25 protein-coding genes are annotated in these 25,161 nt (G+C 72.2%); 11 read left to right on the top strand and 14 right to left on the bottom strand.

The genetic code is table 11. The features are described 5' to 3' along the window. Positions 1 to 52 precede the first annotated feature (52 nt). Positions 53 to 2,107, bottom strand: coding sequence for an APC family permease (locus tag MUB56_RS14365; RefSeq protein ID WP_244927702.1), 2,055 nt, complete (start codon positions 2,105 to 2,107; stop codon positions 53 to 55). A 58-nt stretch (positions 2,108 to 2,165) separates the two neighbouring features. Between MUB56_RS14365 and MUB56_RS14360 the strand changes: the two genes are divergently transcribed. Then, positions 2,166 to 2,828 (top strand): TrkA family potassium uptake protein, encoded by a 663-nt coding sequence (locus MUB56_RS14360; RefSeq protein ID WP_244927701.1) that lies wholly within the window; start codon positions 2,166 to 2,168, stop codon positions 2,826 to 2,828. Positions 2,829 to 2,833: 5 nt separating this feature from the next. Next, positions 2,834 to 3,505, top strand: a complete 672-nt coding sequence (locus tag MUB56_RS14355) for a TrkA family potassium uptake protein (protein WP_244927700.1) — start codon at positions 2,834 to 2,836, stop codon at positions 3,503 to 3,505. A 42-nt stretch (positions 3,506 to 3,547) separates the two neighbouring features. Here MUB56_RS14355 and MUB56_RS14350 read toward each other — a convergent pair whose 3' ends face one another. From MUB56_RS14350 to dut, 4 genes are read right to left on the bottom strand one after another with little or no spacing between them, the layout of a single operon-like run. After that, the gene (locus MUB56_RS14350) at positions 3,548 to 4,288 is read right to left on the bottom strand and encodes a DUF3159 domain-containing protein (RefSeq protein ID WP_244927699.1); all 741 of its coding nucleotides are present in this window, start codon (positions 4,286 to 4,288) and stop codon (positions 3,548 to 3,550) included. Beyond that, entirely contained in the window at positions 4,285 to 4,647 is a 363-nt protein-coding gene (locus MUB56_RS14345) for an OB-fold nucleic acid binding domain-containing protein (RefSeq protein WP_244927698.1), read from the bottom strand. Before MUB56_RS14345 ends, MUB56_RS14350 begins: the two co-directional genes overlap by 4 nt. Positions 4,648 to 4,654: 7 nt before the next feature. Beyond that, complete coding sequence (locus MUB56_RS14340) at positions 4,655 to 5,296, bottom strand: DUF3710 domain-containing protein (RefSeq protein WP_244927697.1); 642 nt, start codon at positions 5,294 to 5,296, stop codon at positions 4,655 to 4,657. 50 nt (positions 5,297 to 5,346) lie between these two features. Further along, complete coding sequence (gene dut, locus MUB56_RS14335; protein ID WP_244927696.1) at positions 5,347 to 5,805, bottom strand: dUTP diphosphatase; 459 nt, start codon at positions 5,803 to 5,805, stop codon at positions 5,347 to 5,349. A gap of 38 nt (positions 5,806 to 5,843) precedes the next feature. Here dut and MUB56_RS14330 point away from each other — a divergent pair, with 38 nt between their 5' ends. Both MUB56_RS14330 and MUB56_RS14325 read left to right on the top strand, forming a co-directional pair. After that, on the top strand, positions 5,844 to 6,320 hold the full coding sequence (locus MUB56_RS14330) for a DUF3093 domain-containing protein (protein WP_244927695.1): 477 nt from the start codon (positions 5,844 to 5,846) through the stop codon (positions 6,318 to 6,320). Positions 6,321 to 6,329: 9 nt separating this feature from the next. After that, a complete protein-coding gene (locus MUB56_RS14325) occupies positions 6,330 to 6,626 on the top strand; it encodes a DUF4235 domain-containing protein (RefSeq protein ID WP_244927694.1) in 297 nt (98 codons plus the stop codon). 68 nt (positions 6,627 to 6,694) lie between these two features. Here MUB56_RS14325 and MUB56_RS14320 read toward each other — a convergent pair whose 3' ends face one another. From MUB56_RS14320 to MUB56_RS14310, 3 genes are all read right to left on the bottom strand, one after another. Further along, positions 6,695 to 6,985, bottom strand: coding sequence for a DUF4193 domain-containing protein (locus tag MUB56_RS14320; RefSeq protein ID WP_244927693.1), 291 nt, complete (start codon positions 6,983 to 6,985; stop codon positions 6,695 to 6,697). Positions 6,986 to 7,138: 153 nt separating this feature from the next. Next, positions 7,139 to 7,984, bottom strand: coding sequence for an inositol monophosphatase family protein (locus MUB56_RS14315; protein ID WP_244927692.1), 846 nt, complete (start codon positions 7,982 to 7,984; stop codon positions 7,139 to 7,141). Further along, positions 7,981 to 9,063, bottom strand: a complete 1,083-nt coding sequence (locus MUB56_RS14310; protein ID WP_244927691.1) for a ferrochelatase — start codon at positions 9,061 to 9,063, stop codon at positions 7,981 to 7,983. The genes MUB56_RS14315 and MUB56_RS14310 overlap by 4 nt, the downstream gene beginning before the upstream one ends. A gap of 67 nt (positions 9,064 to 9,130) precedes the next feature. Here MUB56_RS14310 and MUB56_RS14305 point away from each other — a divergent pair, with 67 nt between their 5' ends. Further along, entirely contained in the window at positions 9,131 to 10,312 is a 1,182-nt protein-coding gene (locus MUB56_RS14305; RefSeq protein ID WP_244927690.1) for an MFS transporter, read from the top strand. 10 nt (positions 10,313 to 10,322) lie between these two features. Beyond that, entirely contained in the window at positions 10,323 to 11,624 is a 1,302-nt protein-coding gene (locus MUB56_RS14300) for a D-arabinono-1,4-lactone oxidase (RefSeq protein ID WP_244927689.1), read from the top strand. Positions 11,625 to 11,854: 230 nt separating this feature from the next. Here the strand turns inward: MUB56_RS14300 and MUB56_RS14295 are convergent, their stop codons facing one another. Both MUB56_RS14295 and MUB56_RS14290 read right to left on the bottom strand, forming a co-directional pair. Further along, positions 11,855 to 12,694 carry an ABC transporter permease gene (locus tag MUB56_RS14295; protein ID WP_244927688.1) on the bottom strand — a complete coding sequence of 280 codons (840 nt, stop codon included), beginning with the start codon at positions 12,692 to 12,694 and terminating at the stop codon, positions 11,855 to 11,857. Then, positions 12,691 to 13,656: an ATP-binding cassette domain-containing protein gene (locus MUB56_RS14290; protein ID WP_244927687.1), complete on the bottom strand. Its 966-nt coding sequence runs from the start codon at positions 13,654 to 13,656 to the stop codon at positions 12,691 to 12,693. The genes MUB56_RS14295 and MUB56_RS14290 overlap by 4 nt, the downstream gene beginning before the upstream one ends. A 327-nt stretch (positions 13,657 to 13,983) precedes the next feature. Here MUB56_RS14290 and MUB56_RS14285 point away from each other — a divergent pair, with 327 nt between their 5' ends. Both MUB56_RS14285 and MUB56_RS14280 read left to right on the top strand, forming a co-directional pair. Continuing rightward, positions 13,984 to 14,514 carry a SigE family RNA polymerase sigma factor gene (locus tag MUB56_RS14285; RefSeq protein WP_244927686.1) on the top strand — a complete coding sequence of 177 codons (531 nt, stop codon included), beginning with the start codon at positions 13,984 to 13,986 and terminating at the stop codon, positions 14,512 to 14,514. Positions 14,515 to 14,519: 5 nt separating this feature from the next. After that, positions 14,520 to 15,617 (top strand): hypothetical protein, encoded by a 1,098-nt coding sequence (locus MUB56_RS14280; protein WP_244927685.1) that lies wholly within the window; start codon positions 14,520 to 14,522, stop codon positions 15,615 to 15,617. 1 nt (position 15,618) lies between these two features. Here the strand turns inward: MUB56_RS14280 and MUB56_RS14275 are convergent, their stop codons facing one another. Then, entirely contained in the window at positions 15,619 to 16,236 is a 618-nt protein-coding gene (locus MUB56_RS14275; RefSeq protein ID WP_244927684.1) for a trimeric intracellular cation channel family protein, read from the bottom strand. An 87-nt stretch (positions 16,237 to 16,323) separates the two neighbouring features. Here MUB56_RS14275 and sepH point away from each other — a divergent pair, with 87 nt between their 5' ends. Together sepH and MUB56_RS14265 are read left to right on the top strand one after the other, a co-directional pair. Beyond that, complete coding sequence (gene sepH, locus MUB56_RS14270; protein ID WP_244927683.1) at positions 16,324 to 17,307, top strand: septation protein SepH; 984 nt, start codon at positions 16,324 to 16,326, stop codon at positions 17,305 to 17,307. A 26-nt stretch (positions 17,308 to 17,333) separates the two neighbouring features. Next, a complete protein-coding gene (locus MUB56_RS14265; protein WP_244927682.1) occupies positions 17,334 to 17,987 on the top strand; it encodes a thymidine kinase in 654 nt (217 codons plus the stop codon). 162 nt (positions 17,988 to 18,149) lie between these two features. Here MUB56_RS14265 and MUB56_RS14260 read toward each other — a convergent pair whose 3' ends face one another. Genes MUB56_RS14260 through MUB56_RS14250 form a run of 3 tightly spaced genes read right to left on the bottom strand, consistent with a single transcriptional unit; the run spans position 18,150 to position 22,608 of the window. Further along, positions 18,150 to 19,268, bottom strand: coding sequence for a nucleotide pyrophosphatase/phosphodiesterase family protein (locus MUB56_RS14260; protein ID WP_244927681.1), 1,119 nt, complete (start codon positions 19,266 to 19,268; stop codon positions 18,150 to 18,152). A gap of 8 nt (positions 19,269 to 19,276) precedes the next feature. Further along, complete coding sequence (locus MUB56_RS14255; RefSeq protein ID WP_244927680.1) at positions 19,277 to 19,861, bottom strand: DUF5998 family protein; 585 nt, start codon at positions 19,859 to 19,861, stop codon at positions 19,277 to 19,279. Between the two features lie 50 nt (positions 19,862 to 19,911). Further along, entirely contained in the window at positions 19,912 to 22,608 is a 2,697-nt protein-coding gene (locus tag MUB56_RS14250) for a bifunctional GNAT family N-acetyltransferase/acetate--CoA ligase family protein (protein WP_244927679.1), read from the bottom strand. A 78-nt stretch (positions 22,609 to 22,686) separates the two neighbouring features. Between MUB56_RS14250 and MUB56_RS14245 the strand changes: the two genes are divergently transcribed. After that, positions 22,687 to 25,161 carry a DNA topoisomerase IV subunit A gene (locus MUB56_RS14245; protein ID WP_244927678.1) on the top strand — a complete coding sequence of 825 codons (2,475 nt, stop codon included), beginning with the start codon at positions 22,687 to 22,689 and terminating at the stop codon, positions 25,159 to 25,161.

Raw genomic sequence — 25,161 nt, 5'->3', positions numbered from 1 at the left:
ATCAGCCCGAATCAGCCCGAACCAGCCGAATCGCCCGACGACCGGGCCAGGGTCAGCGCGGGACCTGACCGTCGCCGCGGGTCTCCTGCTTGTCGACCCGGCCGCGGCGCAGGTCGCCGGGACGGACCCGGAAGTCGTCGCGCAGCTCGCGCTCCTGCGCGATCCGGGAGGAGCGCAGCTGGTACGGCACCGAGATGACCATCACCCCCGGAGTGAACAGCAGCCGGCCCTTGAGCCGCAGCGCGGTCTGGTTGTGGAGCAGCTGCTCCCACCACCGGCCCACGACGTACTCGGGGATGTAGACCGCGACCACCCCGCGCGGGTTGGCCCGCCGGATCTCGGTGGCGTACTCGACGATGGGCCGCACCAGCTCGCGGTACGGCGAGTGCAGGACCTTGAGCGGCACGTCCATGCGCCGCTCGTCCCACTCCTCCAGCAGCCGGTTGGTCGCCTGCGGGTCGTCGGCGACGTAGACGCCCTCGAGGATGTTCGGGCGGGTGGCCTTCGCGAAGGCCAGCGCCCGCAGCGTCGGCTTGTGCAGCTTGGAGACCAGGACGATGGCGTGCACCCGGGTGGGCATCACCTTGTCCTCCTCGTCGGCGGCGAGCTCGTCGTTCACCTGGTCGTAGTGGCTGCGGATCCCGCGCATCAGCACGAAGAAGCCCGCCATCGCGAGGATGGTGATCCAGGCGCCGGCCAGGAACTTGGTGATCAGGATGATGACGAGCACCACCGCGGTCATGGCGAGGCCGATGGAGTTGATCACCCGCGAGCGGGCCATCTTGCGCCGGGCGGCGGGGTCCTTCTCGGTGGCGAGGTGCCGGGTCCAGTGCCGGATCATGCCGAGCTGACTGAGGTTGAACGAGACGAAGACGCCGACGATGTAGAGCTGGATCAACTTCGTCGTCTCCGCGTCGAAGGCGAAGATCAGCGCGATCGCCATCGCGGCGAGGAACACGATGCCGTTGCTGTAGGCCAGCCGGTCGCCGCGCGAGCCCAGCGCCCGGGGCGCGAAGCCGTCCTTGGCCAGGATCGAGCCCAGCACCGGGAAGCCGTTGAACGCGGTGTTCGCGGCGAGGACCAGGATGACGCCGGTGACGGTGACGACCAGGTAGAAGCCGGGCGAGAAGTCGCTGAACACCGCCCGCGCGATCTGGGCGATCACCGCGTGCTGCTCGTAGCCCTCCTCGACCGGCGTGCCGTCGGCGTAGGTCAGCCGGTCCAGGTCGTGCGGGTCGACGAAGCGGATGCCCATCTGACGCGCCAGCACGATGACGCTGACCATCATGGTGATGGAGATCATCGCGAGCAGCAGCAGCGTGGTCGCGGCGTTCTGGCTCTTCGGCCGCCGGAAGGCCGGCACGCCGTTGGAGATCGCCTCGACCCCGGTCAGCGCGGCGCAGCCCGACGAGAACGCGCGGGCCAGGAGCAGCAGCAGGCCGAGGGTCGTCAGCGGCTCCTCGAGGCCCGGCTCGGGAGTGATCAGCAGCTGGGCGCTCTCGACCTCGGGCAGGTCACCGGTGATCATCCGCAGGAACCCGTACGCGCACATGCCCAGGATCGCGAACATGAACGCGTAGACGGGGACCGCGAAGAAGCTGCCCGACTCGCGGATGCCGCGCAGGTTGATCGCCATCAGAGCCACCACGGCCACGGAGGCCGCGGTCGCCTCGTGACCCTGGAGCGCCGGGATCGCGGAGGCGGCGTACTGCGCACCGGAGGAGATCGACACCGCCACGGTCAGCACGTAGTCGACCAGCAGCGCGCTCGCGACCGTGGTGCCGGCGGTCCGGCCGAGGTTGACCGTCGCGACCTCGTAGTCGCCACCGCCGCTCGGGTAGGCGTGCACGGTCTGGCGGTACGACGCGATCACGACCGCCATCACCAGCGCGACCGCGAGCCCGATCTTCCAGGAGAAGGAGTACGCCGACACCCCCGCGAGCGAGAGCATGATGAAGACCTCGTCGGGGGCGTAGGCCACCGAGGAGAGCGCGTCGCTGGCGAAGACCGGCAGCGCGATGCGCTTCGGGAGCAACGTCTCGCCCAGCTGGGAGCTGCGCAACTTGCGCCCCAGCAGGATCCGCTTGGAGACATCGCCAGCACCCACGAGCGCACACGCTACGGGACCCGGCGTGTTCGCACGGAGGAAGGGATACGGTTCCCTCGTGCATGTCGTGATCATGGGTTGTGGCCGCGTCGGTTCGACGCTCGCGCGCAGCCTCGAGGACCGCAACCACACCGTGTCCATCATCGACAGCGAGCCCGACGCGTTCCGGCGCCTCGGACCCGGCTTCAACGGCGACAAGGTCACCGGGATCGGGTTCGACCAGGAGGTCCTGGAGAAGGCCGGGATCAAGCGCGCCGACGCGTTCGCCGCGGTCTCCTCCGGCGACAACTCCAACATCATCGCGGCCCGCGTGGCGCGCGAGACGTTCGGGATCCAGCAGGTCGTGGCCCGGATCTACGACCCCGGCCGCGCCGAGGTCTACCAGCGGCTCGGCATCACCACGGTCGCCACGGTGAAGTGGACCGCCGACCAGGTGCTGCGCCGGCTGCTGCCGGTCGGCGCCGAGCCGGACTTCCGCGACCCGTCGGGCACCATCCGGCTCGACCAGGTCCCCGCCCCCACGGAGTGGGTCGGCGAGCGGACCGTGATCTTCCAGGAGCAGACTCAGAGTCGGATCGCGTGGATCGACCGGCTCGGGGAGGGCATGCTGCCCGCCCGCGAGAGCGTCATCCAGGAGGGCGACCTCCTGCACCTGGTGATGCGCGAGGAGACCGCCGCGCGCGCCTACCAGGTCATCGAGCGCGGACCCGAGGAGCACTGAGCTGTATGAGAGTCGCCATCGCCGGAGCCGGCGCAGTCGGGCGCTCGATCGCCCGCGAGCTGATCCAGAACGGTCACCAGGTGCTGCTGATCGACAAGAACCCCGACTCGATCAAGCCCGAGCGGGTCCCCGACGCGGAGTGGCTGCTCGCCGACTCGTGCGAGCTGTCCTCGCTGGAGGAGGCGCGCCTCGACAAGTGCGACGTGGTCATCGCCGCCACCGGCGACGACAAGGTCAACCTGGTCACCTCGCTGCTCGCCAAGACCGAGTTCGGTGTGCCCCGCACGGTCGGCCGGGTCAACCACCCCAACAACGAGTGGCTGTTCAGCGAGGCCTGGGGCGTCGACGTCAACGTCTCCACCCCGCGGATCATGTCGGCGCTGGTCGAGGAGGCGGTGACGGTCGGCGACCTGGTCCGGCTCTTCACCTTCCGCCAGGGCAACGCCAACCTGGTCGAGATGACGCTGCCCGCGGACTCGCCGTACGTCGGCAAGCCCACCGGGCTGATCCCGCTGCCGGAGAACTGCGCGCTGGTCACCATCCTGCGCGACGGCCAGGTGTACGTGCCCGACCCCGAGCAACCGGTGGAGTCCGGCGACGAGCTGCTCTTCGTGGTGCCCGACGAGGGCGAGGACGCCCTCGAGCGCCTGCTCGCCCCCCGCGCCCACGGCGGATAGTTCCTGACCCCGGCAGGTCTGGAACCTGCCGAAGGTCGGGGACTATCCGGTCAGACCGTGGTGGCGGTGGTCGTCCTCGATGGGGGTGGCGTCGCGGGCCAGCAGCCAGATCATCGCGCCCCAGGCGCCGATCCGCAGCGGCCAGCCGAGTCCGAGCCGGAGGATGCCCAGCAGCAGGACCGCCAGATCGACGTCGATCGTGTCGGACCAGCCGAGCAGCCATACCGGCCCCTGCAGCAGCACCCCGATGGCGCCGGGCAGCAGGAACAGCCAGGTCAGCCGGGTGCACAGGTGCACCACCTGCCGGTCGGAGTGCCAGGCGGTCGGGTCGCCGGTGACGCTGCCGAGCATGAACCCGACGAACGGCCAGCCGGCCACGCAGGACGTCACCATCACGACCGTGTAGCCCAGGCTGACCAGGATGCCCGGCAGGAAGAAGGCCAACGCCTGGTCGGACTCCGAGCCGCCCGCGCTGGCCGCGATCCGCACGAACACCCAGCCGATGGCGATCGCGAAGAAGGCGTTGAAGACGTACTGGACCGTGGTGCGCTGGGCCAGTCGGACGACCAGAGCCAGCGCGGCGGCGGCGACGCTGACGCCGAGCGCGATCTGGAGGTCCTTGGTGGTCAGCCACAGGACCGTGAACAGGATGCCGGGGATCCCTGCCTCGACCATCCCCCGCCGGCCGCCCAGGGCGGTCGCCATCTGGGCGCGGACCAGGGCCTCGACGGTCTCCACCGTGACCGCTGCGGGGCGGGTGGGGGCCGGTTGGTCGGCGCTCACGGAATCAGCTCGTAACGGGGGTTGTAGAGGATCCGGACGCCGTCGTGCTGGCCGATCCGGCCCTGCACCTGGATGGAGCGACCCGGCGAGATGCCGGCGATCCGCCGACGGCCCAGCCAGACCAGGGTGATCACCCCCGAGCCGTCGAAGAGCTCGGCCTCGAGGGCGGGTACGCCGCCGCGTGGGCGCAGGGTCACGGTGCGCAGGGTGCCGCGCAGCAGGACCCGCTCGCGGTCGGGTGCGGTCGCGATCGAGTCGTTGCCGGCCTCGGCGTAGGTCTCCCGCAGGTCGCGGGCGTGCTGGTCGCCGGTATTGGCCCAACGACTGATGCTGCGACGCAGCCTGCTCTTGTCGGCCATCAGTCGCTCACCCGGACGGCGGCGGGGTGCCGGGCTGGTCGACCTTGCGCGCGTTGGCGGGCAGGACCAGGGGCAGCGGTTCGCCGACCGGCATCGCGCCGACACCGCGCTGCACCGCGACCGAGCGGATCGTCTCGACCCAGGCCTCGGGCAGCGAGTCCTCCATGGCCGGCCGGCCCATCAGCGTCGCCCGCAGCAGCCATCGGTCGCCGTTGACGCCGACGATCCGGGACGGCTGGGCGGCCATGGTGCCGTCGGCCCGCTTCACCTGGAGCTCGCAGAGCAGCTCGGGGCCGAACTCGCCCTCGCGCTCGGTGGCGATGCCGCCGCGGCGGGCCATGTCGGCCGCGAGCTGGGGCCGGACCTCCGTCCACAGGTCACCGTTGCGGGGCGCGGCGAACGCGCGCAGCTCGACGGCACCGTCGGAGCCGGCGAGCAGCACCGCCTGGACCGCCCCGGTGGCCTCGTCGACCTGGAGCCGCAGCTCACGGTCCTCCAGCGGGGCGACCAGCAGCGACCCGAGGTCGATCCGCTCCACCCCGTCGTCCGGCAGGTCGGCGGCGTCGAACGGGCCGACCGGCGCCGGCACCTCGGACGCGAGGGCGGCCGAGTCGGCCGGGGCGGTGTCGGACTTGCGACGGAACTTCACTTCGAGCTGCTCCTCGGTGCGGGGCCCTGCAACGGCTGTGGTCGGGCGGCTCAGGATGTGCCGAACCCCCCGGTAGAACCGTAGCCCCCTTCCCCACGCACGGACGCGGGGAGTTCGGAGACCTCGACGAACCGGGCCCGCTCGAAGCGCTGGACCACCAGCTGGGCGATCCGGTCGCCACGGCGCAGCTCGATCGGCTCGGCCGGGTCGTGGTTGACCAGCAGCACTTTGATCTCGCCGCGGTAGCCGGCGTCGACGGTGCCCGGGGAGTTGACGATGGACAGGCCGTGCCGGGCCGCGAGCCCGGAGCGGGGGTGCACGAGCGCGACGTACCCCTCGGGGAGCGCGAGCGCCACCCCGGTCGGGACGAGGGCACGCTCCCCCGGTGCGAGCGTCACGTCGACGGTCGTCAGCAGGTCGGCGCCCGCGTCGCCGGGGTGGGCGTACGACGGCAGCGGGAGGTCGGGGTCCAGTCGCTGGACCTGGACATCGAGATCTGGGTGGGCCACTCGCGGAGCGTACCGACCGGGATGGGAAACTCTTCTCCGTGCGCGACTCCACTGCTCCCGGCTACGACGAGCGCCTCGGTGTCCCGCTGCGCTGGTGGGTGCAGGGCTTCATGTTCACCGCGAGCGTCTGGCTCGCCGTCCTGGCCGCGCTCCCGGGGTCGGCGGCCTGGACCGTCACCGGCGTCACCGGCCTCCTCGTGGCGACGCTCTTCTGGTCGTACGGCTCGGCGCGGATCAGCGTCCACGACGGTCTGCTCCGGGCCGGCCGGGCCCGGATCGAGGCCCGCCACCTCGGCACGGTCGACGTCCTCGACCCCGAGCAGGCCCGCCGGGCCGCCGGCGTGGACGCCGACGCCCGCGCCTACCTGCTGCTGCGGCCCTACCTCAAGCGCGCGGTCCGGGTCGCTATCACCGACACGGCCGACCCGGCGCCGTACTGGCTGATCAGCACCCGCCACCCCGACGAGCTGGCCCGAGCCCTGGCCGCCCTGCGTGAGGCGCCGACCGCTGGGTAATGTCCTCCCATGGCCAAGGACAGCTCCAAGATCTGGTCGGTCTTCTCCCTCGTCTCGGCCGTCGCGGCCGCCGCGCTGGCGAAGAAGGCCGCTGACGCCACCTGGAAGGTGACGACCGGGAAGAAGCCCCCGGAGAACCCCGCCGACCCCGACGTGGAGATCTGGGAGGCGGTCGGCTGGGCCGTGGTCAGCGGCATGCTGGTCGGGCTCGCCCGGATGCTCGCCCAGCGGCGGGCCGCGTCGTACTACACCCGCTCGACCGGCCACCTGCCCCCCGACCTGCAGAGGGACAACCAGCAGTCCTGACCTGCCACGACGCAGCAAGGCCGCGATCCCCTGAGCGGGGATCGCGGCCTTCGTCGCATGTCGTGCGCTCAGGCGCAGTCGCGGCAGATCATCTTCTTGGCGTCGGCCAGCTGCGAGCGGTGGTGCACCAGGAAACAGCTCATGCAGGTGAACTCGTCCTCCTGCTTGGGCTTCACCTCGACCGCGAGCTCCTCGTGGGAGAGGTCGGCACCGGGCAGCTCGAAGGACTCGGCGGCCTCGGTCTCGTCCACGTCGACCTTGCCGGAGTTCTTGTCGTGACGTCGCGCCTTGAGCTCTTCGATGCTCTCCTCGGACTGGTCTTCCTCGTTCTTACGCGGTGCGTCGTAGTCAGTCGCCATCCGTCACTCACTCCCCTCGTCCGTGCTGCCCCGTGACCGGTCCCCCGCGAGCCGGGTCGGCTCATCCGTTCGGCGCCAGGATTGTGCACCATGCGCCCTCTGGACGCACTCCGGTTTGGGCATCGCGCCGCCTCAACACCGTCCGCTCAGCGGCTATTCCACACCGCTGGCGGCGAACCCTGCGGACACCACCGCCGCCCGCAGGTCGTCGTACGACGGTCCCGGAGCGCACAGCAGCAGGCTCAGTCCACCCGCCCCGACGAGCAGCTCCCAGCGCGCACCCGCCGCCTCGGCGACCAGCGCCCCGGCGGCGTGGTCCCAGAGGTTGACGCCCTCCTCGACGTAGGCGTCGACGGTCCCCTCGGCCACCCCGCACAGGTCGAGCGCACAGGAGCCGAGCCGTCGGATGTCGCGAACCCGCGGGAGCAGGTCGAGCCACGCCGTGACCTGCGCCCGGCGAACCTCGCGGTCGTAGGAGAAGCCGGTGGCGACCAGCGTCTTGTCGAGGGGTACGGCGGCGCGCGGGCCGATCGGCTCCCCGTCGCGGCTCGCGACCGGGCGTCCGTCGGCGTCGCGGTGCGCGACGTACTCGACGCCGGTGGCGACGTTGAGCACCACCCCGGCGACACTCCGCCAACCGGCGGGTCCGTCGACCTCGGCGGCGATCGAGACGGCGTACTGCGGGATGCCGTAGAGGAAGTTGACGGTCCCGTCGATCGGGTCGATCACCCAGCGCACCCCCGAGGAGCCGGCCACGTCGTCGCCCTCCTCGCCGAGGAACGCGTCGTCGGGGCGGCGCTGCTGCAGGGTACGGCGGATCAGCTCCTCGCTTGCGCGGTCGGCCTCGGTGACGACGTCGACGTCGCTCGACTTGGTGGCGGCCACCGAGACCACGCCACGGGCGCGCTCGCGGACCAGCTCGGCGGCGAGCCGGGCGGTGTCGAGCGCCAGCGCAGCGAGCTCGGCGGGGGCGGGCACGTTCACTCGCGGGGTGCTCATGCGCCGCACAGCGTCGGCCGGTCGCCCCGCGCGTTGGCGCAGCAGCCCACCGGGCAGGCGTCCCACAGCGGCCCGATCGTGCCCTCGCTGGCCCGGACCACCTCCTCGCCGCGCTCGACCGCCGCGCGCTCGAGGAGCAGGTCGCGGACCCCGGCCACGAACCGCGCGTCGGTGCCGGCGGTCGCGGAGCGGCGGGCGGGCAGCCCGAGCCGCTCGGCGGTCGCCGCCGCCTCCGTATCGAGGTCGTAGATGACCTCCATGTGGTCGGAGACGAAGCCGACGGGCACCATCACCACCGCGGGCGCACCGGCCTCGTGCAGCGCCTCCAGGTGGTCGTTCACGTCGGGCTCCAGCCACGGGACGTGCGGCGCGCCGGAGCGCGAGCAGAAGACGAGCTCGTGCGGGTGCGCGCGACCGGTCTCCTCCTCGATCCGCGCCACGACCGTCGCGGCGACGTCGAGGTGCTGAGCGACGTACGCCCCGCCGTCCGGCCCCGAGGCGTCGTTCATCGACAGCGGGATCGAGTGCGTGACGAAGGCCAGGTGGGCGCCGTCGCGGACGTCCTCGGGCAGGTCCGCGAGCGCGGCGAGCACGCCGTCGACGACCGGCTCCACGAACCCCGGGTGGTTGAAGTAGTGGCGCAGCTTGTCCAGCCGCGGGGCGCCCTCGACGTCCTGCACGGCGTCGTACAGGTTCTCGCGGTACTGCCGGCAGCTGGAGTACGACGAGTAGGCGCTCGTCACGAAGCAGGCCGCCCGGGTCACCCCGTCGGCGGCCATCTGCGCCAGCGTGTCGGCCAGGTACGGGTCCCAGTTGCGGTTGCCCCAGTAGACCGGCAGGTCGAGGCCGGACTCGGCGAGGTCGGCGCGCAGCCCGGTGAGGAAGGCGCGGTTCTGGTCGTTGATCGGCGACTTCCCGCCGAACAGGAAGTAGTGCTCGCCGACCTGCTCGAGCCGCTCGCGCGGGATCCCCCGGCCCCGGGTGACGTTCTCCAGGAACGGCACGACGTCCTCGGGCGCCTCGGGCCCGCCGAAGGAGACCAGGAGCAGGGCGTCGTACGGCGCGGCGTCGGGAGGCATGCCGCCAATCGTAGGGAGCGACGGTGAATTGGCCCCTCCCGGATCCCCGCCATACGTTGCCTGTGCCATGGCCGTCATCACCTCCTACCGTCGGGTGCTCGCGAGACCCGGGACCGCACGGTTCAGCCTGGCCGGCCTCGTGGGTCGGCTCCCGATCTCGATGGTCGGCCTCGGCATCGTGCTGCTGGTCGAGGACGTCTCCGGCTCCTACGGCATCGCCGGCACCGTCACCGCGGCCTACACGGTCGCGAACGCCGTCCTCGCGATCGGTCAGGGCCGGCTGCTGGACCGGCTCGGGCAGGGCCGGGTGCTGGCCGTGGCGAGCGGGCTGTTCGCGGTCTCGATGGTGCTGCTCGTGCTCGCGGTGCGGACCGACTGGCCGGCGGCGGCCACGTACCTCTGCGCGGGGCTGGCCGGTGCCTCGCTCCCCCAGGTCGGCTCGTGCGTGCGGGCCCGCTGGTCGTACGTGCTCGACGACCCGCGGGACCTGCAGACGGCGTTCGCCCTCGAGGGCGTGGCCGACGAGACCGTCTTCATCCTCGGCCCGATCCTGGTCACGCTGCTGGCGACCACCGTGGACCCGGTGCTCGGGCTCGGCGTCGCCGTGGTGGCCTGCGTGGTCGGCAGCGTCGGGCTCGCCGGTCAGCCGGCGACCGAGCCGCCGAGGCACGCCCACGACGCGGAGACCGGTCCCCGGCCCCGGATGCCCTGGCGCACGGTGGTGCCGCTCGCCGTCGTCAGCCTCGGCCTGGGCGTGCTGTTCGGATCGGCCGAGGTCACCACCGTGGCGTTCGCGGACGAGCACGGAGCAGCGTCGTACGCCGGCCCCCTGCTCGCCCTCTGGGCGCTCGGGAGCCTGGTGGCCGGCGCCGTCACCGGCGCCGTGACCTGGCGGCGCGGGCCGTCGTACCGCGTGCGGGTCGGCGCCCTCGGGATGGCCACGGCGATGGTGCCGCTGTTCCTCGTCGACTCCGTGCCCCTGCTCGGCGCGCTGCTGCTGGTCGGCGGGGTCGCGATCGCCCCCACCCTGATCGCCACCATGTCGCTCACCGAGCAGGTCGTGCCGCGCGCCCGGATGACGGAGGGTCTGGCCATCATGCAGACCGGCCTGGTCGCCGGGGTGGCTCCGGGCGCGGTGATCAGCGGCTTCGTGGTCGACCACGCGGGCGCGTCGCCGGCGTACCTGGTCAGCGCGGGGGCGGGCCTGCTGGCCGCCCTGGCCGCCCTCGTCCTGCCGCGAGAGGACTAGTCTCCGCCTCGTGGAGTGGAGCAACTGGTCCGGCCTGGAGTCCGCCCGTCCTGCCCGGACCGTGACGCCCGCGTCGGTGGCCCAGGTCGTGGCCGAGATCGAGCGGGCCCGGGAGGCCGGTACGACGGTCAAGATGATCGGCACCGGCCACAGCTTCACCGCGATCTCGGCCCCCGAGCACACGATGCTGCGACCCGTCGGGATGGCCGGCGTCGTGGGGGTCGACCGCGAGGCGATGACGGTCACGGCGCTCGCCGGCACCCGGCTGAAGGACCTCAACGCCCCGCTCGAACGACTCGGGCTGAGCCTGCACAACATGGGCGACATCGCCGAGCAGACGCTCGCCGGAGCGACCTCGACCGGCACCCACGGCACCGGCGGCGTCGCGGCCGGCCTCGCCGCGCAGCTCGCCGCCGTCGAGCTGGTCACCGGCACCGGCGAGGTGCTGCGCGCCAGCGAGACCGAGAACCCCGACGTCTTCGCCGTCGCCCGGGTCGGCCTGGGCGCGCTCGGCGTGCTCACCACCGTGACGTTCCGGATCGAGCCGCTCTTCGTGCTCGAGGCCACCGAGCAGCCGATGTCGTGGGACGAGGCGCTCGGCTCGTTCGACCAGATGACGGCCGAGAGCCACCACGTCGACCTGTACTGGTTCCCCCACACCGACCGGATGTCGGTCAAGCGCAACGACCGGCTCGACGTACCCCTCAGCGAGGCGGAGCCGCTGTCGGCCGCCCGCGCGTGGTTCGACGACGACTTCCTGCAGAACCACGCCTTCGGGGCGCTGTGCCGGGTGCTCAACCGGGTGCCCGCCGCCATCCCGCGGGTCAACCGCGTCAATGCCCACCTGATGGGCGCGCGCACCTACAGCGACGTCGCGCACCGGGTCTTCACGGCCCGCCGCGACGTCGTCTTCCGCGAGATGGAGTACGCCGTGCCGCGGGCGGCCGGGCTCGAGGTGCTCCGCGAGGCGCGGGCGGCCATCGAGTCCAGCGGACTGCGGATCAGCTTCCCGGTCGAGATCCGCACCGCCCCCGCCGACGACGTCGCCCTGTCGACCGCATCCGGTCGCGACTCCTTCTACCTGGCCTTCCACACCCACCGCGACGCCGACCACCGCGCCTACTTCGACCTCCTGGAGCCGATCCTGCGCGCCCACGACGGTCGCCCGCACTGGGGCAAGGTGCACACCCGCACCGCGGCGGACCTCGCGCCGGCGTACCCCCGCTTCGAGGAGTTCCTGGCGATCCGGGACCGGCTCGACCCGGACCGGGTCTTCGCCAACGACTACCTGCGCCGGGTGCTCGGCGACTGACCCGCTCGCTGGTCGAGTAGCCCGCCACTCGCTGGTCGAGTAGCCCGCCACTCGCTGGTCGAGTAGCCCGCCACTCGCTGGTCGAGTAGCCCGCGAGGAACGAGCGGGCGTATCGAGACCCATCCGGACGGGCGGGTCTCGATACGCCCGTCGCGACCTCCTTCGTCGGTCGCGGGGCTACTCGACCTGGCTGCTGGGTCCCAGCCTTCGCGAGCTCAGGCTGGGGCAGCTCACTTGGTGTTGTAGAGCCGCAGCGCGATCGGGGCGAACACCGCCGTGATCGCGGCCGAGAGCACCAGCACGATGAGGATGTCGCCGCTGTCGGGCACGTCGTTCATCAGGCCCCGGGCCGCCTCGCAGAGCAGGGTGACCGGGTTGATGTCGACGAAGGCCTGCAGCCAGCCCGGCATGGTCTCCGGCGGGGCGAAGACGGAGCTGATGAAGGTCAGCGGGAACAGCACCATCATCGAGGTGCCCATCACCGCGTTGGGGCTGCGGACCTTCAGGCCGACGATCAGCCACAGCCAGCTCAGCGAGAAGCAGAAGACCAGCAGCAGGAGCACCGCGAGGAGCACTCCGACGAACCCGCCGGGTGCGCGGTAGCCGATCAGCACGCCGACGACCAGCACCATGAACGACGCCAGGCCGTAGCGCAGGGTGTCGCCGAGCAGGGCGCCGACGAGCAGCGAGGCACGCCAGACCGGCAAGGACCGGAATCGGTCGAAGACGCCCTTGTCGATGTCGGTGTTGATGGTCAGTCCGGTGTACATCGTGATGAACACGACCGTCTGGGTCAGGATCCCGGGCAGGGCGTACTGGAGATAGTCCTGGGTCGAGCCGGAGATCGCCCCGCCGAACACGTAGGTGAACATCAGCGTGAACAGGATCGGGAACATGGTCACGTCGAAGAGCTGCTCGGGGACGTGCTTGATCTTCAGCAGCGCCCGCCACCCGAAGGTGAGCGAGGAGCTGACCGCTCCCGCGCGCGGGGGCCGCTCGGCAGCGCCCAGGGCGGCGATCACGTTCGCGTCCAGGGCCCGGGTCGGCTCGCGGGTGGCCTCGGTGGTCATGCGGGAACCTCCTGGGTCTCGGTCTCCTCGGCCGGTCGGCCCGTCAGGGCCAGGAACACCTCGTCGAGGCTGGGCTGGCCGAGGCTGTACTCGCTGATCAGCAGGCCCAGCTCGCCGACCCGGTGCAGGGCGCCCGCGACCGCCGTCGGGTCCTCGACCCGGAGGCTGACCGCGGCGGGATCGGACTCCAGGACCGCCTCGGTGGCCAGCGACTCGCCCAGCAGGCGGGCCACCTCGTCGCGGTCGGCCGGGTCGGCGACCCGGACGTGCACGGCGCCGGACCCGACGGAGGCCTTCAGCTCTCCGCTGGTGCCCTCGGCGATCACCCGGCCGTGGTCGATCACCGCGATCCGGTCGGCGAGCTGGTCGGCCTCCTCGAGGTACTGCGTCGTCAGCAGGATCGTGGTCCCGGCGCCCACCAGGGCCCGCACGATCTCCCAGACCTGGTTGCGACTGCGCGGGTCCAGGCCCGTGGTCGGCTCGTCGAGGAACATCAGGTCGGGGCGCACGACGATCGACCCGGCGATGTCGATGCGCCGGCGCATGCCGCCGGAGTAGGCCTTGACCTGCTTCTTCGCCGACTCGGCGAGGTCGAAGGCCTCCAGCAGCTGCATCGCCCGGTCGCGGGCCGCAGGCCGCGCGTAGCCGTAGAGACGAGCCAGCAGGGTGAGGTTCTCCAGTCCGGTCAGGTCCTCGTCGAGCGAGGCGAACTGGCCGGTCATCGCGACCCGCGCCCGCACCTCGGCCGCCTCGCGGACCACGTCGTGCCCGAGCACCGTGGCCGTGCCGCCGTCGGGCTCGAGGAGGGTGGCCAGCATCTTGATGGTGGTCGTCTTCCCCGCCCCGTTGGGCCCCAGCACGCCGTACACCCCACCCGTCCGGATGGCCAGGTCGACGCCGTCCACCGCCCGGTTGTCCCCGAAGGTCTTGACCAGGCCGTGTGTTTCGATCGCTAGGTCCATGCCGCTCATGCTGGCACCACCCACCGACAGTTCGCACTGCAGTTCTTGCTCATGTCCATGGGCGGGCAGACCCGGGGAGCCGGCCGGAATCATCGGCGCCGCCGCATCTCCTCCGTGCGCCGCGTCGTCTGGGTGCATGTTCTCCTCCTCTGGTCCGAGGCCCCGGTCACGGACCTCTCACCAAGACGTCGAACGGGGAACGCCCGAATCGACACCGCGACCGAGGAGATCTCTCCCACTGGGACCATCGCCCCACCGAACCTTTTCCGCGCTCCGCGTCGTCTGGGTGGCGACGGGGCAGCGAGCCTCGCGACGAGGGGAGACACGATGGCGGCACGGGACCGGGACGCCTTCGCGGAGTTCGTGACGGCGCGCAGTGCCGCGCTGCACCGCGCGGCGTACCTCATGGTCGGCGACCCCGGCCTGGCCCAGGACCTGGTCCAGGAGGCGCTGACCAAGACGTACGTCGCCTGGCCGCGGCTGCGCGACCCCGCCAATGCGGAGGCATACACCCGCAAGGCGATCACGACCACCGCGATCAGCTGGTTCCGCCGGCGCAGCTGGTCGGAGCGGCCGACCGAACAGCTGCCGGAGGCCAGGACCACCGGACCCGCCGACGCCGCCGACGAGCGGGCCTGGGTGTGGCAGGCGCTGCTGGAGCTGCCGGTGCGGCAGCGGGCGGCCGTGGTGCTGCGCTACTACGAGGACCTCACCGAGGCCCAGACCGCCGAGGCGATGGGCTGCGCGGTCGGCACCGTGAAGAGCCAGGTCTCGGCCGCGCTCCGCAAGCTCCGCGAGCGGCTCGGCGACGACGCGACGCTGCTCCCCCTCGACGACCTGCTGACTACCGGACGGTGAAGACGATGACCGAGAAGCTGAAGACCCTGCTGCACGACCAGGCCGAGACGATCGACTTCGCCGGCCCCGACCTCGACGCGATCACCGCCACCGGCGACCGGCGGGTACGACGCCGGCGGGCCGCCGGCCTCGTGGGCGGGCTCGCCGCCCTGGCCGTCGTCGGCGGGGTGGCCGTCGTGTCCCTCAGCGGCGACGACGGCGGACCACAGGTCGCCGGTGAGCCGCTCCCGACCGCCTCGCTGAGCTGGGCCACCGGCAGCACGCTCCACGCCGGCGGGGAGCGGGCCGACCTCGGCCACCGCGTTGCCGCCTACGTGGGGACCGACGCGGGCTACGTGTTCACCGACGGGGAGGGCGCCGTGTTCTCGTACTCCGGCGGCTCGGTCGACCGGGTGGGCACGACCTCCGCCGGCATGCGGCCGCGGCTGGTCGCCGACTCGACAGGCACGCTGGCGGGCTGGGTCGACCCGTCCGGGGACCGGCCGGCCTTCGTGGTCCTCGACCAGGCCACCGGCGACGTGCAGCGCTACGACGACGCCACCGCGCCCGGGATGGGCGAGCTCGCCGATGAGAAGAACCCGGCGTACCTCTACGCGATCGACCAGTCCACGACGTACTGGCGCGACAGCCGGGGCGCGGTCGCCGTCGACCTGGCCAGCGGTGCGGCGACGGTCCTGGACCCGAAGGCCCGCAACGGCTTCGACCTGATCGACGTGGAGGCGGGCGTGCTCGCCGTCTACGGCGATGAGGGGGTCGAGGTCGGCCCGTCGCGGGCGCAGGCGCGGCCGCTGCCCGGCGTCCTGGACGGCTCCGGTGTGCTCTCGCCCGACGCTCGGTTCTACGCCCCCGACGCCGACGAGCTGCGGGTGGTCGACGTGGCCACGGGTGCCGACCTCGCACTCCAGCTGCCCGCGTCGTACTTCTTCTCGACGGGCTACCAGTGGCTGGACACGGACACGCTGGCCGTCATCGCCCTGGTGGACGAGGACGCGCCGGTCAGCCTGCTGACCTGCACGGTCAGCGCGGGGACCTGCACGGTGGTCACCGACGACGCCGGGGAGCAGGGCCAGGCCCAGATCGCCGTCGGCGAGCCGATCGGCTGACTCACACGCTGGCGGGCCCCATGGGCATCGGGGCCCGCCAGTTCCGCCAGATCGCGAGCAGCCGCCAGACCAGGCAGACCGCCGCACCGGCGCTGGTGACCAGCAGCTCGGGCAGCTCGGCGCGGGTGCCGACGACCGCGACCAGCGCGCCTGCGAGGGCCGGGATCGCGTAGAGCTCCCCGCGGAAGATCACCGGAACCCGGCCGGCCAGTACGTCGCGCAGCATCCCGCCCCCGATGCCGGTCACCATGCCCATCAGCGCGGCGGGCAGCGGACCGAGCCCGTAGTCGAGCGCCTTGACCGCCCCGACCACGCAGAACAGCGCCAGCCCGAAGGCGTCGAAGACGTTCACGGTGCGCTCGAGGCGGCCCACCGTGGGATGGAAGCGGAAGGTCAGCAGGCCCGCGCCGATCGGCACCATCAGGTAGCGCCAGTCGGCCAGCGCCGTGGGCGGTGCGGCGCCGATGAGCACGTCGCGGAGGAACCCGCCGCCGAGACCGGTCGTACCGGCCAGGACGAGGACGCCGAACACGTCGAGGTCCTTGCGGACCGCCACCAGGGCGCCGGAGATCGCGAACACGAAGATGCCGACGAGGTCGAGCACGACGAGGGTCGGCACGCTGCGAGGTTACCGGCTCCACGGGGCCCGCTGGCGTAGGCTCGGGCAAACCGAAGACAGCGTCGACAGGCAGGAGCAGGTCACCCCATGGCGCACCTCACCCTCGCGGGCATCAGCGAGGACGGGAGACGCCTGTTGCTGGTCAGCGACACGGGCGACGAGTACACGCTCGCCGTCGACGCCCACCTCCGGTCCGCCCTCCGGGGCGACACCGCACGACCCGGCCAGTTGGAGATACGCATGGACAGCACGATCCGCCCCAGGGACATCCAGGCCCGGATCCGGGCCGGCGAGTCCCCCGAGGCCGTCGCCGCGGCGGCCAAGACCACGGTCGAGAAGATCATGCCGTTCGCCGGGCCGGTGCTCGCCGAGCGCCAGCACGTCGCCCAGCGCGCGCAGCGTTCCTCGGTACGCCGCTCGGCCGACGCCTCCGGCTCGGCCCGCACCCTCGGAGACGCCGTCGCCGCCCAGCTCCGGCCCCTCAACGTGCGCGCCGAGACCGTCGAATGGGACGCCTGGCGGCGCGAGGACGGCCGCTGGACCCTGGCTGCGCTGTACGACACGAGCGCGCGCTCCGGCACCGCCCACTTCACCTTCGACGCCCCCGGCAACTACGTCGTCCTCGACGACGAGGACGCTCGCTGGCTGGTCGGCGACCTGATCGGCACCGTCACCGCCGAGGCGCCGGCGCAGCGTGACGACCTCGAGCGGGCCCGCCAGCGTCGCCAGGCGACCCCCGCTCCCGACGAGCTGCCCCTGGGCGACGACGCCATCGGGCTCGTGCGCGACGAGCCGCTGCTGGAGCAGCCGCTCGAGGCGTTCCTCGACGACCAGCCCGGCCTGGACGAGACCGAGATCGCCGACGAGGCGGCCGATGCCGCCGCTGCGGACCCGGACCCCGAGCCGGACCTCGAGCCGGACCCCGAGCCGGTCGCCGAGCCCGTGGCCCAGCAGGACCCCGACCACGACCGGGACGAGCCCCCCGCCCGCCGGCCGGTGCGCAAGAGCCGCGGCCGGGCCTCGGTGCCGAGCTGGGACGAGATCATGTTCGGTGGCGGCAAGCAGGACTGACGTGCGGGCGTGAAAGGATCACCCGCGTGGCGGAACTGCACTTCTTCACGGGCACCATGGACTCTGGCAAGAGCACCCTGGCGCTCCAGACGAACCACAACCACGCCGCCCGCGGCCGAGCGGGCCGGATCTTCTCGACCCACGACCGCGCCGGCAGCGCGACGCTCTCCAGCCGCCTCGGCCTGACCCACGAGGCCATCGAGGTCGCACCCGACTTCGACTTCTGGCAGTACGTCGTCACCACCCTCACCCAGGGCGGGCGGATCGACTACCTGATCTGCGACGAGGCCCAGTTCTACACCCGCGACCAGGTCGACCAGCTGGCCAAGCTGGTCGACGAGCTGCAGATCGACGTCTTCGCCTTCGGCATCCTCACCGACTTCCGCACCGCCCTGTTCGAGGGCAGTCACCGCCTCGTCGAGCTCGCCGACCGGATGAACTTCCTCCAGGTCGAGGCGCTGTGCTGGTGCGGCAAGCGGGCCACCCACAACGCCCGCACCGAGGACGGCATCATGGTGGTCGAGGGCGAGGTGATCGTCGTCGGCGACGTCGACGACCAGGCCGGCCCGCCCGCCGAGGTCGCCTACGAGGTGCTCTGCCGCCAGCACCACCGTCGCCGCCTCACCGCCGCCCGCGCCAAGGCCGTCTCGCTCGCTCCCGAGCCGCTCCCCTTCGGCTGAGGCGGGTCCGCCGGCTGGGTGCACCCGGGAGCCCCGGTTTCATCACGGCATGCAGCCCAGTTCTCACTTCCCACGGTGGGTACGCCGTGGGAGGCGCAGGCTCGTCTACATACCGTGATGAACCAGCAGAGCCCCCACCCCGCACCCGCGCGAGAGCGGAACCTATCCGACCAGGATCGGGATCAGCATCTCCGCACGCGTGAGCGACCCGTGCAGGCCGACCAGCGTGGTCTCGTAGGCGAAGTCGGTGGAGGAGAAGACCGCGTGGTCGCCGCGCGAGGCCACCATCACGTCGCCGAGCCGCGGCAGCACCGACGGCCGGACGTCGCCGAACCACCCGCGGGCGATGGCGTCGTCGCGGGTCAGCACCTCGGCCCGGTCGCCGAGCACGTCGGTCCAGGTGGCGACCACGTCGGTGACGGCGCCGCGGTGGCAGTAGAGGTGGCGGAACCTCGCCTCGCCCCCGAACAGCAGCAGTCCGTCGCGCAGCTCCAGCTGCTCGTCGACGTCGACGCGGTGCTCGGGCGGGGAGTCGATCATGCCGTGGTCGGCGACGACGACGAGCCGGGTCGAGGCGGGCAGCGCCTCGCGGAGCTGCTCGGCCTCGGCGTCGATGCTGGAGAGCTGCTGGAGCCACTGGCTCGACGCGACGCCGTAGCGGTGCCCGGTCCAGTCGAGGTCGCCGTCGTACAGGTAGGTCAGCGACGGGCGGTACGCCGAGGCCGCGACCGCGGCGGCGATCCGCTCGCCGACCTTGTCGGCGCCGATGAACTCGACACCCCGGTTGGCCGCCACGGTCAGCCCGCTGCCCTCGAACTCGCGCTTGTTGACGACACTCACCGAGACCCCGGCCTGACGCAGGGTCGCGAACGCGGTGGGGTGCGGCTGCCACTCGACCGGGTCGACGTCCTTGCTCCAGTACAGCGCGTTCAGCAGCTTCTCGGTGCCGGGCACCCGGGAGGTGAACCCGACCAGGCCGTGCGCGCCGGGCACCAGGCCGGTGCCGAGGGAGGTCAGGCTGGTCGCGGTCGTCGACGGCACGCCGGCGGTGCCGGCCTCGGCGCCCTCCGCGAGCGCCGAGAGGTACGGCGCGGCGTGCCCGTGGCGCTCCAGCAGGGTCGCGCCGAGCCCGTCGATGAGGAAGAGGACGTACGACGGCGCGGAGGGCAGCACCAGTCGGCTGGGCGCGTCCGGGGTCGGCACGCCGAGCGCAGCCCCAATCGCGGGCACGACGTCACCGAGCGAGCGCGCCCCGTACGCGGGCTGCAGGAACTCGGCCACGCCGGCTCTCAGCCGCTGTGGGTGCGCGCGGAGAGCGACTCGGCGAAGGCGAGCAGTCCGGCGACCGCGTCGGCGCCGTCCGCGGCGGCGGACACCCGCAGCGAGAAGTCGTCGGAGGCGAGCACGCCGGTGTAGCCGTGGTCGGCGTCGCAGTCGGGGTCGCTGCAGCCGGCCGGCTCCAGGTCGACCCGGCTGACCCCGCCCCAGCCGATGGTCATCACGGCCTCCGCGGGGAACGACGGGCCGGAGGCTGGGTTGGCGATCATCCGGGTCACGACCACCGACTTGACGGTGTCGAGCCGGATCGCCTCGGTCGAGGTCGAGGTGTACGGCTCGGGCAGCAGGTCGTCGCCCGCGTGCTCGTCGGTGTGGGCGAGCACCAGCCGGGTCGGGGTCAGCACGACGACGCTGAGGTGCCGACGCACCTCGTCGCGCTCGAAGGTCGGCTCGTGGTGGACGTAGAACGAGACGACCTGCTCCCCCGCGACGGCCGACCCCACGCCCTCTGCCACCACCTCGGGGTAGTAGCCGGTGCGGTGGATGGCCTCGCGGAGCTCGAGGGCGTGGTCACGATCGTCGGTCCTGCTGCGCATGGCTGCAGTGTGTCACCACGCCCCGACGAGCGCCGAGTCAGCCGGCAGAGTCAGCTGGGGAGCGTGTCCCCGGGCAGCGACGGAAGCCGGCGTACGAACCAGTCCGAGCGGGGGTCGGCGACCGGCTCGATCCGCGCCGCAGCGGTGAGCACCGTGGCGCCCCCGGCACCGGCCAGCACCAGCGACAGCTCGAGCGAGCGGACCTGCGGGAGGTCGTTCTGCAGCTGGGCGACACGGCGGATCAGCCGCTCGATCTCCGCGACGTCGACGACCTCGCTGCCGCGGTAGCCGAAGAGCATCGGCGAGGACTTGATCTCCCGGACCATCGCGGCGGCGTCGCGCCGGGTCAGCGGCGGGATCCGGTAGGCGCGGTCGCTGAGGAGCTCGGTCAGCGGACCCGAGATCCCGAACGACACCACCGGTCCGAAGAGCGGGTCCTCGATGCTGCGGATCGAGATCGGGACGCCCGGCCGGGCGTTCTTCTGCACCACGAAGCCGGCCCTCTCGGGCTGGCCCACGATCTCGGCCAGGGCGTTCCAGGCGTTCCGCATCTCCCCCGGACCGTCGATGTTGCGCCACACGTGCGCCAGGTCGGGGCGCTCGCGCAGGTGGTCGGCGGTGGCCTTCAGCACGACGTCCCAGCCCTCGGCCTCGCCCGCGGCCACGGCCTCGTCGTACGACGTGACCCGGCGCGCCGAGCACAGCTCGACGCCATAGGCCCGCAGCAGCCCGGTGAGGGTCTCGGGGTCGAGCTCGGTCCCGTCGGGGTGCACGGCGAGGGTCTCGTTGATCAACCGCTTGGCGCTGCGGTGGTCGACGTCGTCGGGTCCGTCGGCGTCGCCGTCGGGGGTGCGCAGCCACACCGCGTAGTCGACGACGTGGGCGAGCGCGCGGACCGCGGCCTCGACGGCGGGGTACGACGGCACCGAGCCGCGCCCGGCCGTGGAGCCGGCGACGTCGGGGACCCGGAGCAGCTCGGGCACGCCCTCGGCGCCGAGGAAGGAGGAGACCAGCGGCTTGTCGGACTGCTCGCCGACGGCGGCGAGCACGTTGGCGACGTCCTCGCCGGAGACGTTGAGCGGCGGGATGTAGACCGCGACCACGGCGTCGACGTCGGGGTCGTCGATGGCGGAGTCGAGGGCATCCTCGAAGTCCTCCGCGGAGGGCTCGGTGCTCAGCGCGATCGTCTTGTTGACCACCAGTCCGACGCTCGCGGCCGCATCGGCCGCCAGCAGCCCGAGCGCGTCGGAGTTGCCGACGATCGCGACCCGGCGGCCTCGGGGCAGCGGCTGGTGGGCCAGCAGCTGGGCGACGTCGAACATCTCCTCCAGCGACTCGGTCTGGATCACGCCCGCCTGCCGGAACATCGCGTCGACGGCCTGCGGCGGCGCGGCGATCCGGCGTACGGCGTGGCCCATCGGCACACCCTGCGTGGTGCGACCGGACCGCACCGCGATGACCGGCTTGCGCTGGGAGACCCGGCGGGCGATGCGGGAGAACTTGCGCGGGTTGCCGATCGACTCCAGGTAGAGCAGCACGACCTCGGTGGAGTCGTCCTCCTCCCAGTACTGCAGCAGGTCGTTGCCGGAGACGTCGGCGCGGTTGCCGGCGCTGACGAACGTCGACAGGCCGAGGCCCCGGTTGTTGACCTTCTCCAGGATGGCCGAGCCGAGCGCACCGGACTGGCAGAAGAACCCGGCCCGGCCTCGCGGCGGCATCAGCGGCGCCAGCGAGGCGTTGATCTTCACCGCCGGGTCGGTGTTGATGACGCCGAGGGCGTTCGGGCCGATCAGCCGCAACCCGTAGGAGCGGGAGAGCCCGACCAGCCGGCGTTGCCGCTGACGGCCCTCCTCGCCGGTCTCGGCGAAGCCGGAGGAGATGACGACCAGGCCGTGCACGCCCTTGGCGGCGCAGTCGAGGACGACGTCCTGCACGGCGTCGGCGGGGACCGCGACGATCGCCACGTCGACCTCGTCGGGGATCTCGTTGACCGACTTGTACGCCGGGAGCCCCGACACGGCCGCCGCGGACGGGTTGACGGCGTACACGCGACCGGTGAAGTCGCCGGTGACCAGGTTGCGGACCAGCGCCTGGCCGATGGTGTCCTGACGACGGCTGGCCCCGATGACGGCGACCGAGCGCGGGTTGAAGAACCGGTGGATCGACGCCGCCTCGGCGCGGTGCTCGCGGTTGAGCATCACCCCGATCGCCGTGTCGGTCGAGTCGATGGGGAACTCCAGGATGAGGACGCCGTCCTCGTACTCGCTCGCGACCCGGTAGCCGGCGTCGCGGAAGGTCTGGATCATCCGGGTGTTGTCGGGCAGCACCTCGGCCACGAACCGCTCCAGGCCGCGCTCGCGGGCGGCCTGGGCGAGGTGCTCGAGCAGGAGCTGGGCGATCCCGCGGCCCTGGTGCTGGTCCTCGACCAGGAACGCCACCTCGGCGTCGCCGGGCCGGACGACGTCGTAGCGTCCGACCGCGATCATCCGGCCCTGCAGGGTCAGCACGAACGCGACCCGGTCGACGTGGTCGACCTGGGTGAAGCGGGCCACGTCGCGATCGGAGAGCCGCGGCATCGGGGAGAAGAACCGGTAGTACTTGGACTCGTCGGAGACCCGGGCGTAGAACTCGACGAGGAGCTCGGCGTCCCCGGGGCCGATCGGGCGGATGTGCGCCGTGCGTCCGTCACGGAGCAGGACGTCGGCCTCCCAGTGGGCGGGGGCTGCGGGGATGTCCTGCTGGGTCACGGTGCGAAATCTACCGGCTCACGCACGCCCGGCGAGCCCCGAGCGGGTTCCGCGGACGATCCGGGGACAATGGCGCCCATGGCACGGCGTACCACGACCCCTGATCTCCCCGATGACTTCGAGGAGCACATCCTCGACACCGACATCAAGCAGGAGATGGAGTCCTCCTTCCTCGAGTACGCCTACTCCGTCATCTACTCCCGGGCCCTCCCGGACGCCCGCGACGGCCTGAAGCCGGTCCAGCGGCGGATCCTCTACACGATGAACGACATGGGCCTGCGCCCCGACCGGGGCCACGTGAAGAGCGCCCGCGTCGTCGGCGAGGTCATGGGCCGGCTGCACCCCCACGGCGACGGTGCGATCTACGACGCGATGGTCCGGCTGGCGCAGCCGTGGTCGATGCGGCTGCCGTTCATCGACGGCCACGGGAACTTCGGCTCGCCCGACGACTCCCCGGCCGCCATGCGCTACACCGAGGCCCGGATGGCGCCCGCAGCGGTGGCGATGACGGCCTCGATCGACGAGGACACCGTCGACTTCAAGCCCAACTACGACAGCCGCGAGTTCGAGCCGACGGTGCTCCCCGCGGCGATCCCCAACCTGGTCGTCAACGGCACCACCGGCATCGCGGTCGGCATGGCGACCAACATGGCGCCGCACAACCTCGTCGAGGTGGTCCAGGCGCTGCGCCACCTGATCCTCCACCCGAAGGCGACCATCGACGACCTGATGCGCTTCATCCCGGGTCCCGACCTGCCGACCGGCGGCAAGATCGTCGGCCTCGACGGCATCCGCGACGCCTACGTCTCGGGCCGCGGCAGCTTCAAGATGCGCGCGACCGCGCGCGTGGAGACGATCGGCCGCCGCAAGGGCATCGTCGTCACCGAGATGCCGTACGGCGTCGGCACCGAGAAGGTCGTCGAGCGGATCAAGGTGCTGGTGCAGAGCAAGAAGCTGCAGGGCATCTCCGACATCAAGGACCTCACCGACCGCCAGCACGGCATGCGGCTGGTCATCGAGGTGAAGAATGGGTTCCACCCCGAGGCCCTGCTCGAGCAGCTGTACCGCCAGACGCCGCTGGAGGACTCCTTCGGCATCAACAACGTCGCCCTGGTCGACGGCCAGCCCCGCACGCTCGGGCTCACCGAGCTGCTCCGGGTCTTCCTCGACCACCGCTTCGAGGTCGTCGGCCGCCGCACGCAGTTCCGCCGGAACAAGAAGGCCGAGCGCCTGCACCTCGTCGACGGCCTGCTGGTCGCGCTGCTCGACATCGACGAGGTCATCCAGGTCATCCGCACCAGCGACGACACCGGAGCGGCCCGGGAGCGGCTGATGTCCGTCTTCGACCTCTCCTTGACCCAGACCGACTACATCCTGGAGATGCAGCTGCGCCGGCTGACCCGGTTCAGCCGGATCGAGCTGGAGAAGGAGCAGGAGGAGCTGCGCCGCGAGATCGAGGAGCTCGACGCGATCCTGGGCGACGAGAAGCTGCGCTGGCGAGTCGTCTCCGACGAGCTCGCGGAGGTCGCGAAGACGTACGGCACGCCGCGCCGCACGGTGCTGCTGGAGTCGGCCGGAGTCGCGGTGACCGCCTCCGCCGTACCCCTCGAGGTATCGGACGACCCCTGCTTCGCGTTCCTCTCCTCCACCGGGCTGCTGGCCCGCACCTCGACCGACGAGCCGATCGGCTCCGGCGAGGGCCGCACCAACCACGATGTGGTGACGTCGGTGGTCAAGACCTCCGTCCGCGGCGAGATCGGCGTGCTGACCTCGCGCGGGCGCCTGCTGAGGCTCGGGGTCCTGGACCTGCCGGCGCTGCCGGCGTCGGCCAACGACCCCAACCTGCAGGGCGGACTCCCGCTGAGCGAGATGCTCCAGCTGGCGAACGGCGAGCGCGCCCTCGCGCTCTGCACCCTCGCCACCGAGGGTCCGGGGCTCGCGCTCGGCACCCGCAGCGGCGTGGTCAAGCGGGTCAACCCCGAGGTCCTCGGGCGCGAGGAGTGGGACGTGATCCGGCTCGAGGACGGCGACGAGGTGGTCGGGGCCGTCGAGCTGGTCACCGGCCAGGAGACGCTCTGCTTCATCACCTCCGACGCCCAGCTGCTGCACTTCGGTGCGGACGCCGTGCGGCCCCAGGGCCGCTCCGGCGGCGGGATCGCCGGCGTACGGCTCGCTCTCGGGCAGTACGTCGTGTCCTTCGGGGCCTTCGACCCCGATGCCGGGGACGGCGTGGTCGTGGTGACGGCCTCCGGCTCCTCGACGGCGCTGCCCGGCACCGAGCCGGGCGCGGTCAAGGTCGCGCCGTTCAGCGAGTACCCCGGCAAGGGTCGCGCCACGGGCGGCGTGCGCTGCCACCGGTTCCTCAAGGGCGAGGACGTCCTGGTCTTCGCCTGGGCGGGTCCGGCGCCGGCCCGGGCGGCGGCCGCGAGCGGTGCACCGATCGACCTGCCGGAGGCCACGGGTCGACGGGACGGCTCGGGGATCCCCGGGAGCCAACCGATCGCGGCGTGCGCGGGTCCGGTCGCGGCCCGGGTCCCGGTCGTGGAAGGCTGA

The sequence above is a fragment of the Nocardioides sp. W7 genome, from assembly GCF_022919075.1.
Classification (GTDB): Bacteria; Actinomycetota; Actinomycetes; order Propionibacteriales; family Nocardioidaceae; genus Nocardioides.
This window is presented reverse-complemented; position numbering and strand designations above follow the sequence as displayed.

What these genes read in the sequence shown, in the direction of transcription:
- MUB56_RS14355 (WP_244927700.1), top strand. Translation starts at nt 2,834, where the DNA reads ATGAGAGTCGCCATCGCCGGAGCCGGCGCAGTCGGGCGCTCGATCGCC.
- MUB56_RS14345 (WP_244927698.1), bottom strand. Translation starts at nt 4,647, where the DNA reads ATGGCCGACAAGAGCAGGCTGCGTCGCAGCATCAGTCGTTGGGCCAAT.
- MUB56_RS14325 (WP_244927694.1), top strand. Translation starts at nt 6,330, where the DNA reads ATGGCCAAGGACAGCTCCAAGATCTGGTCGGTCTTCTCCCTCGTCTCG.
- MUB56_RS14320 (WP_244927693.1), bottom strand. Translation starts at nt 6,985, where the DNA reads ATGGCGACTGACTACGACGCACCGCGTAAGAACGAGGAAGACCAGTCC.
- MUB56_RS14315 (WP_244927692.1), bottom strand. Translation starts at nt 7,984, where the DNA reads ATGAGCACCCCGCGAGTGAACGTGCCCGCCCCCGCCGAGCTCGCTGCG.
- MUB56_RS14310 (WP_244927691.1), bottom strand. Translation starts at nt 9,063, where the DNA reads ATGCCTCCCGACGCCGCGCCGTACGACGCCCTGCTCCTGGTCTCCTTC.
- MUB56_RS14305 (WP_244927690.1), top strand. Translation starts at nt 9,131, where the DNA reads ATGGCCGTCATCACCTCCTACCGTCGGGTGCTCGCGAGACCCGGGACC.
- MUB56_RS14295 (WP_244927688.1), bottom strand. Translation starts at nt 12,694, where the DNA reads ATGACCACCGAGGCCACCCGCGAGCCGACCCGGGCCCTGGACGCGAAC.
- MUB56_RS14290 (WP_244927687.1), bottom strand. Translation starts at nt 13,656, where the DNA reads ATGGACCTAGCGATCGAAACACACGGCCTGGTCAAGACCTTCGGGGAC.
- MUB56_RS14285 (WP_244927686.1), top strand. Translation starts at nt 13,984, where the DNA reads ATGGCGGCACGGGACCGGGACGCCTTCGCGGAGTTCGTGACGGCGCGC.
- MUB56_RS14280 (WP_244927685.1), top strand. Translation starts at nt 14,520, where the DNA reads ATGACCGAGAAGCTGAAGACCCTGCTGCACGACCAGGCCGAGACGATC.
- sepH (WP_244927683.1), top strand. Translation starts at nt 16,324, where the DNA reads ATGGCGCACCTCACCCTCGCGGGCATCAGCGAGGACGGGAGACGCCTG.
- MUB56_RS14255 (WP_244927680.1), bottom strand. Translation starts at nt 19,861, where the DNA reads ATGCGCAGCAGGACCGACGATCGTGACCACGCCCTCGAGCTCCGCGAG.
- MUB56_RS14245 (WP_244927678.1), top strand. Translation starts at nt 22,687, where the DNA reads ATGGCACGGCGTACCACGACCCCTGATCTCCCCGATGACTTCGAGGAG.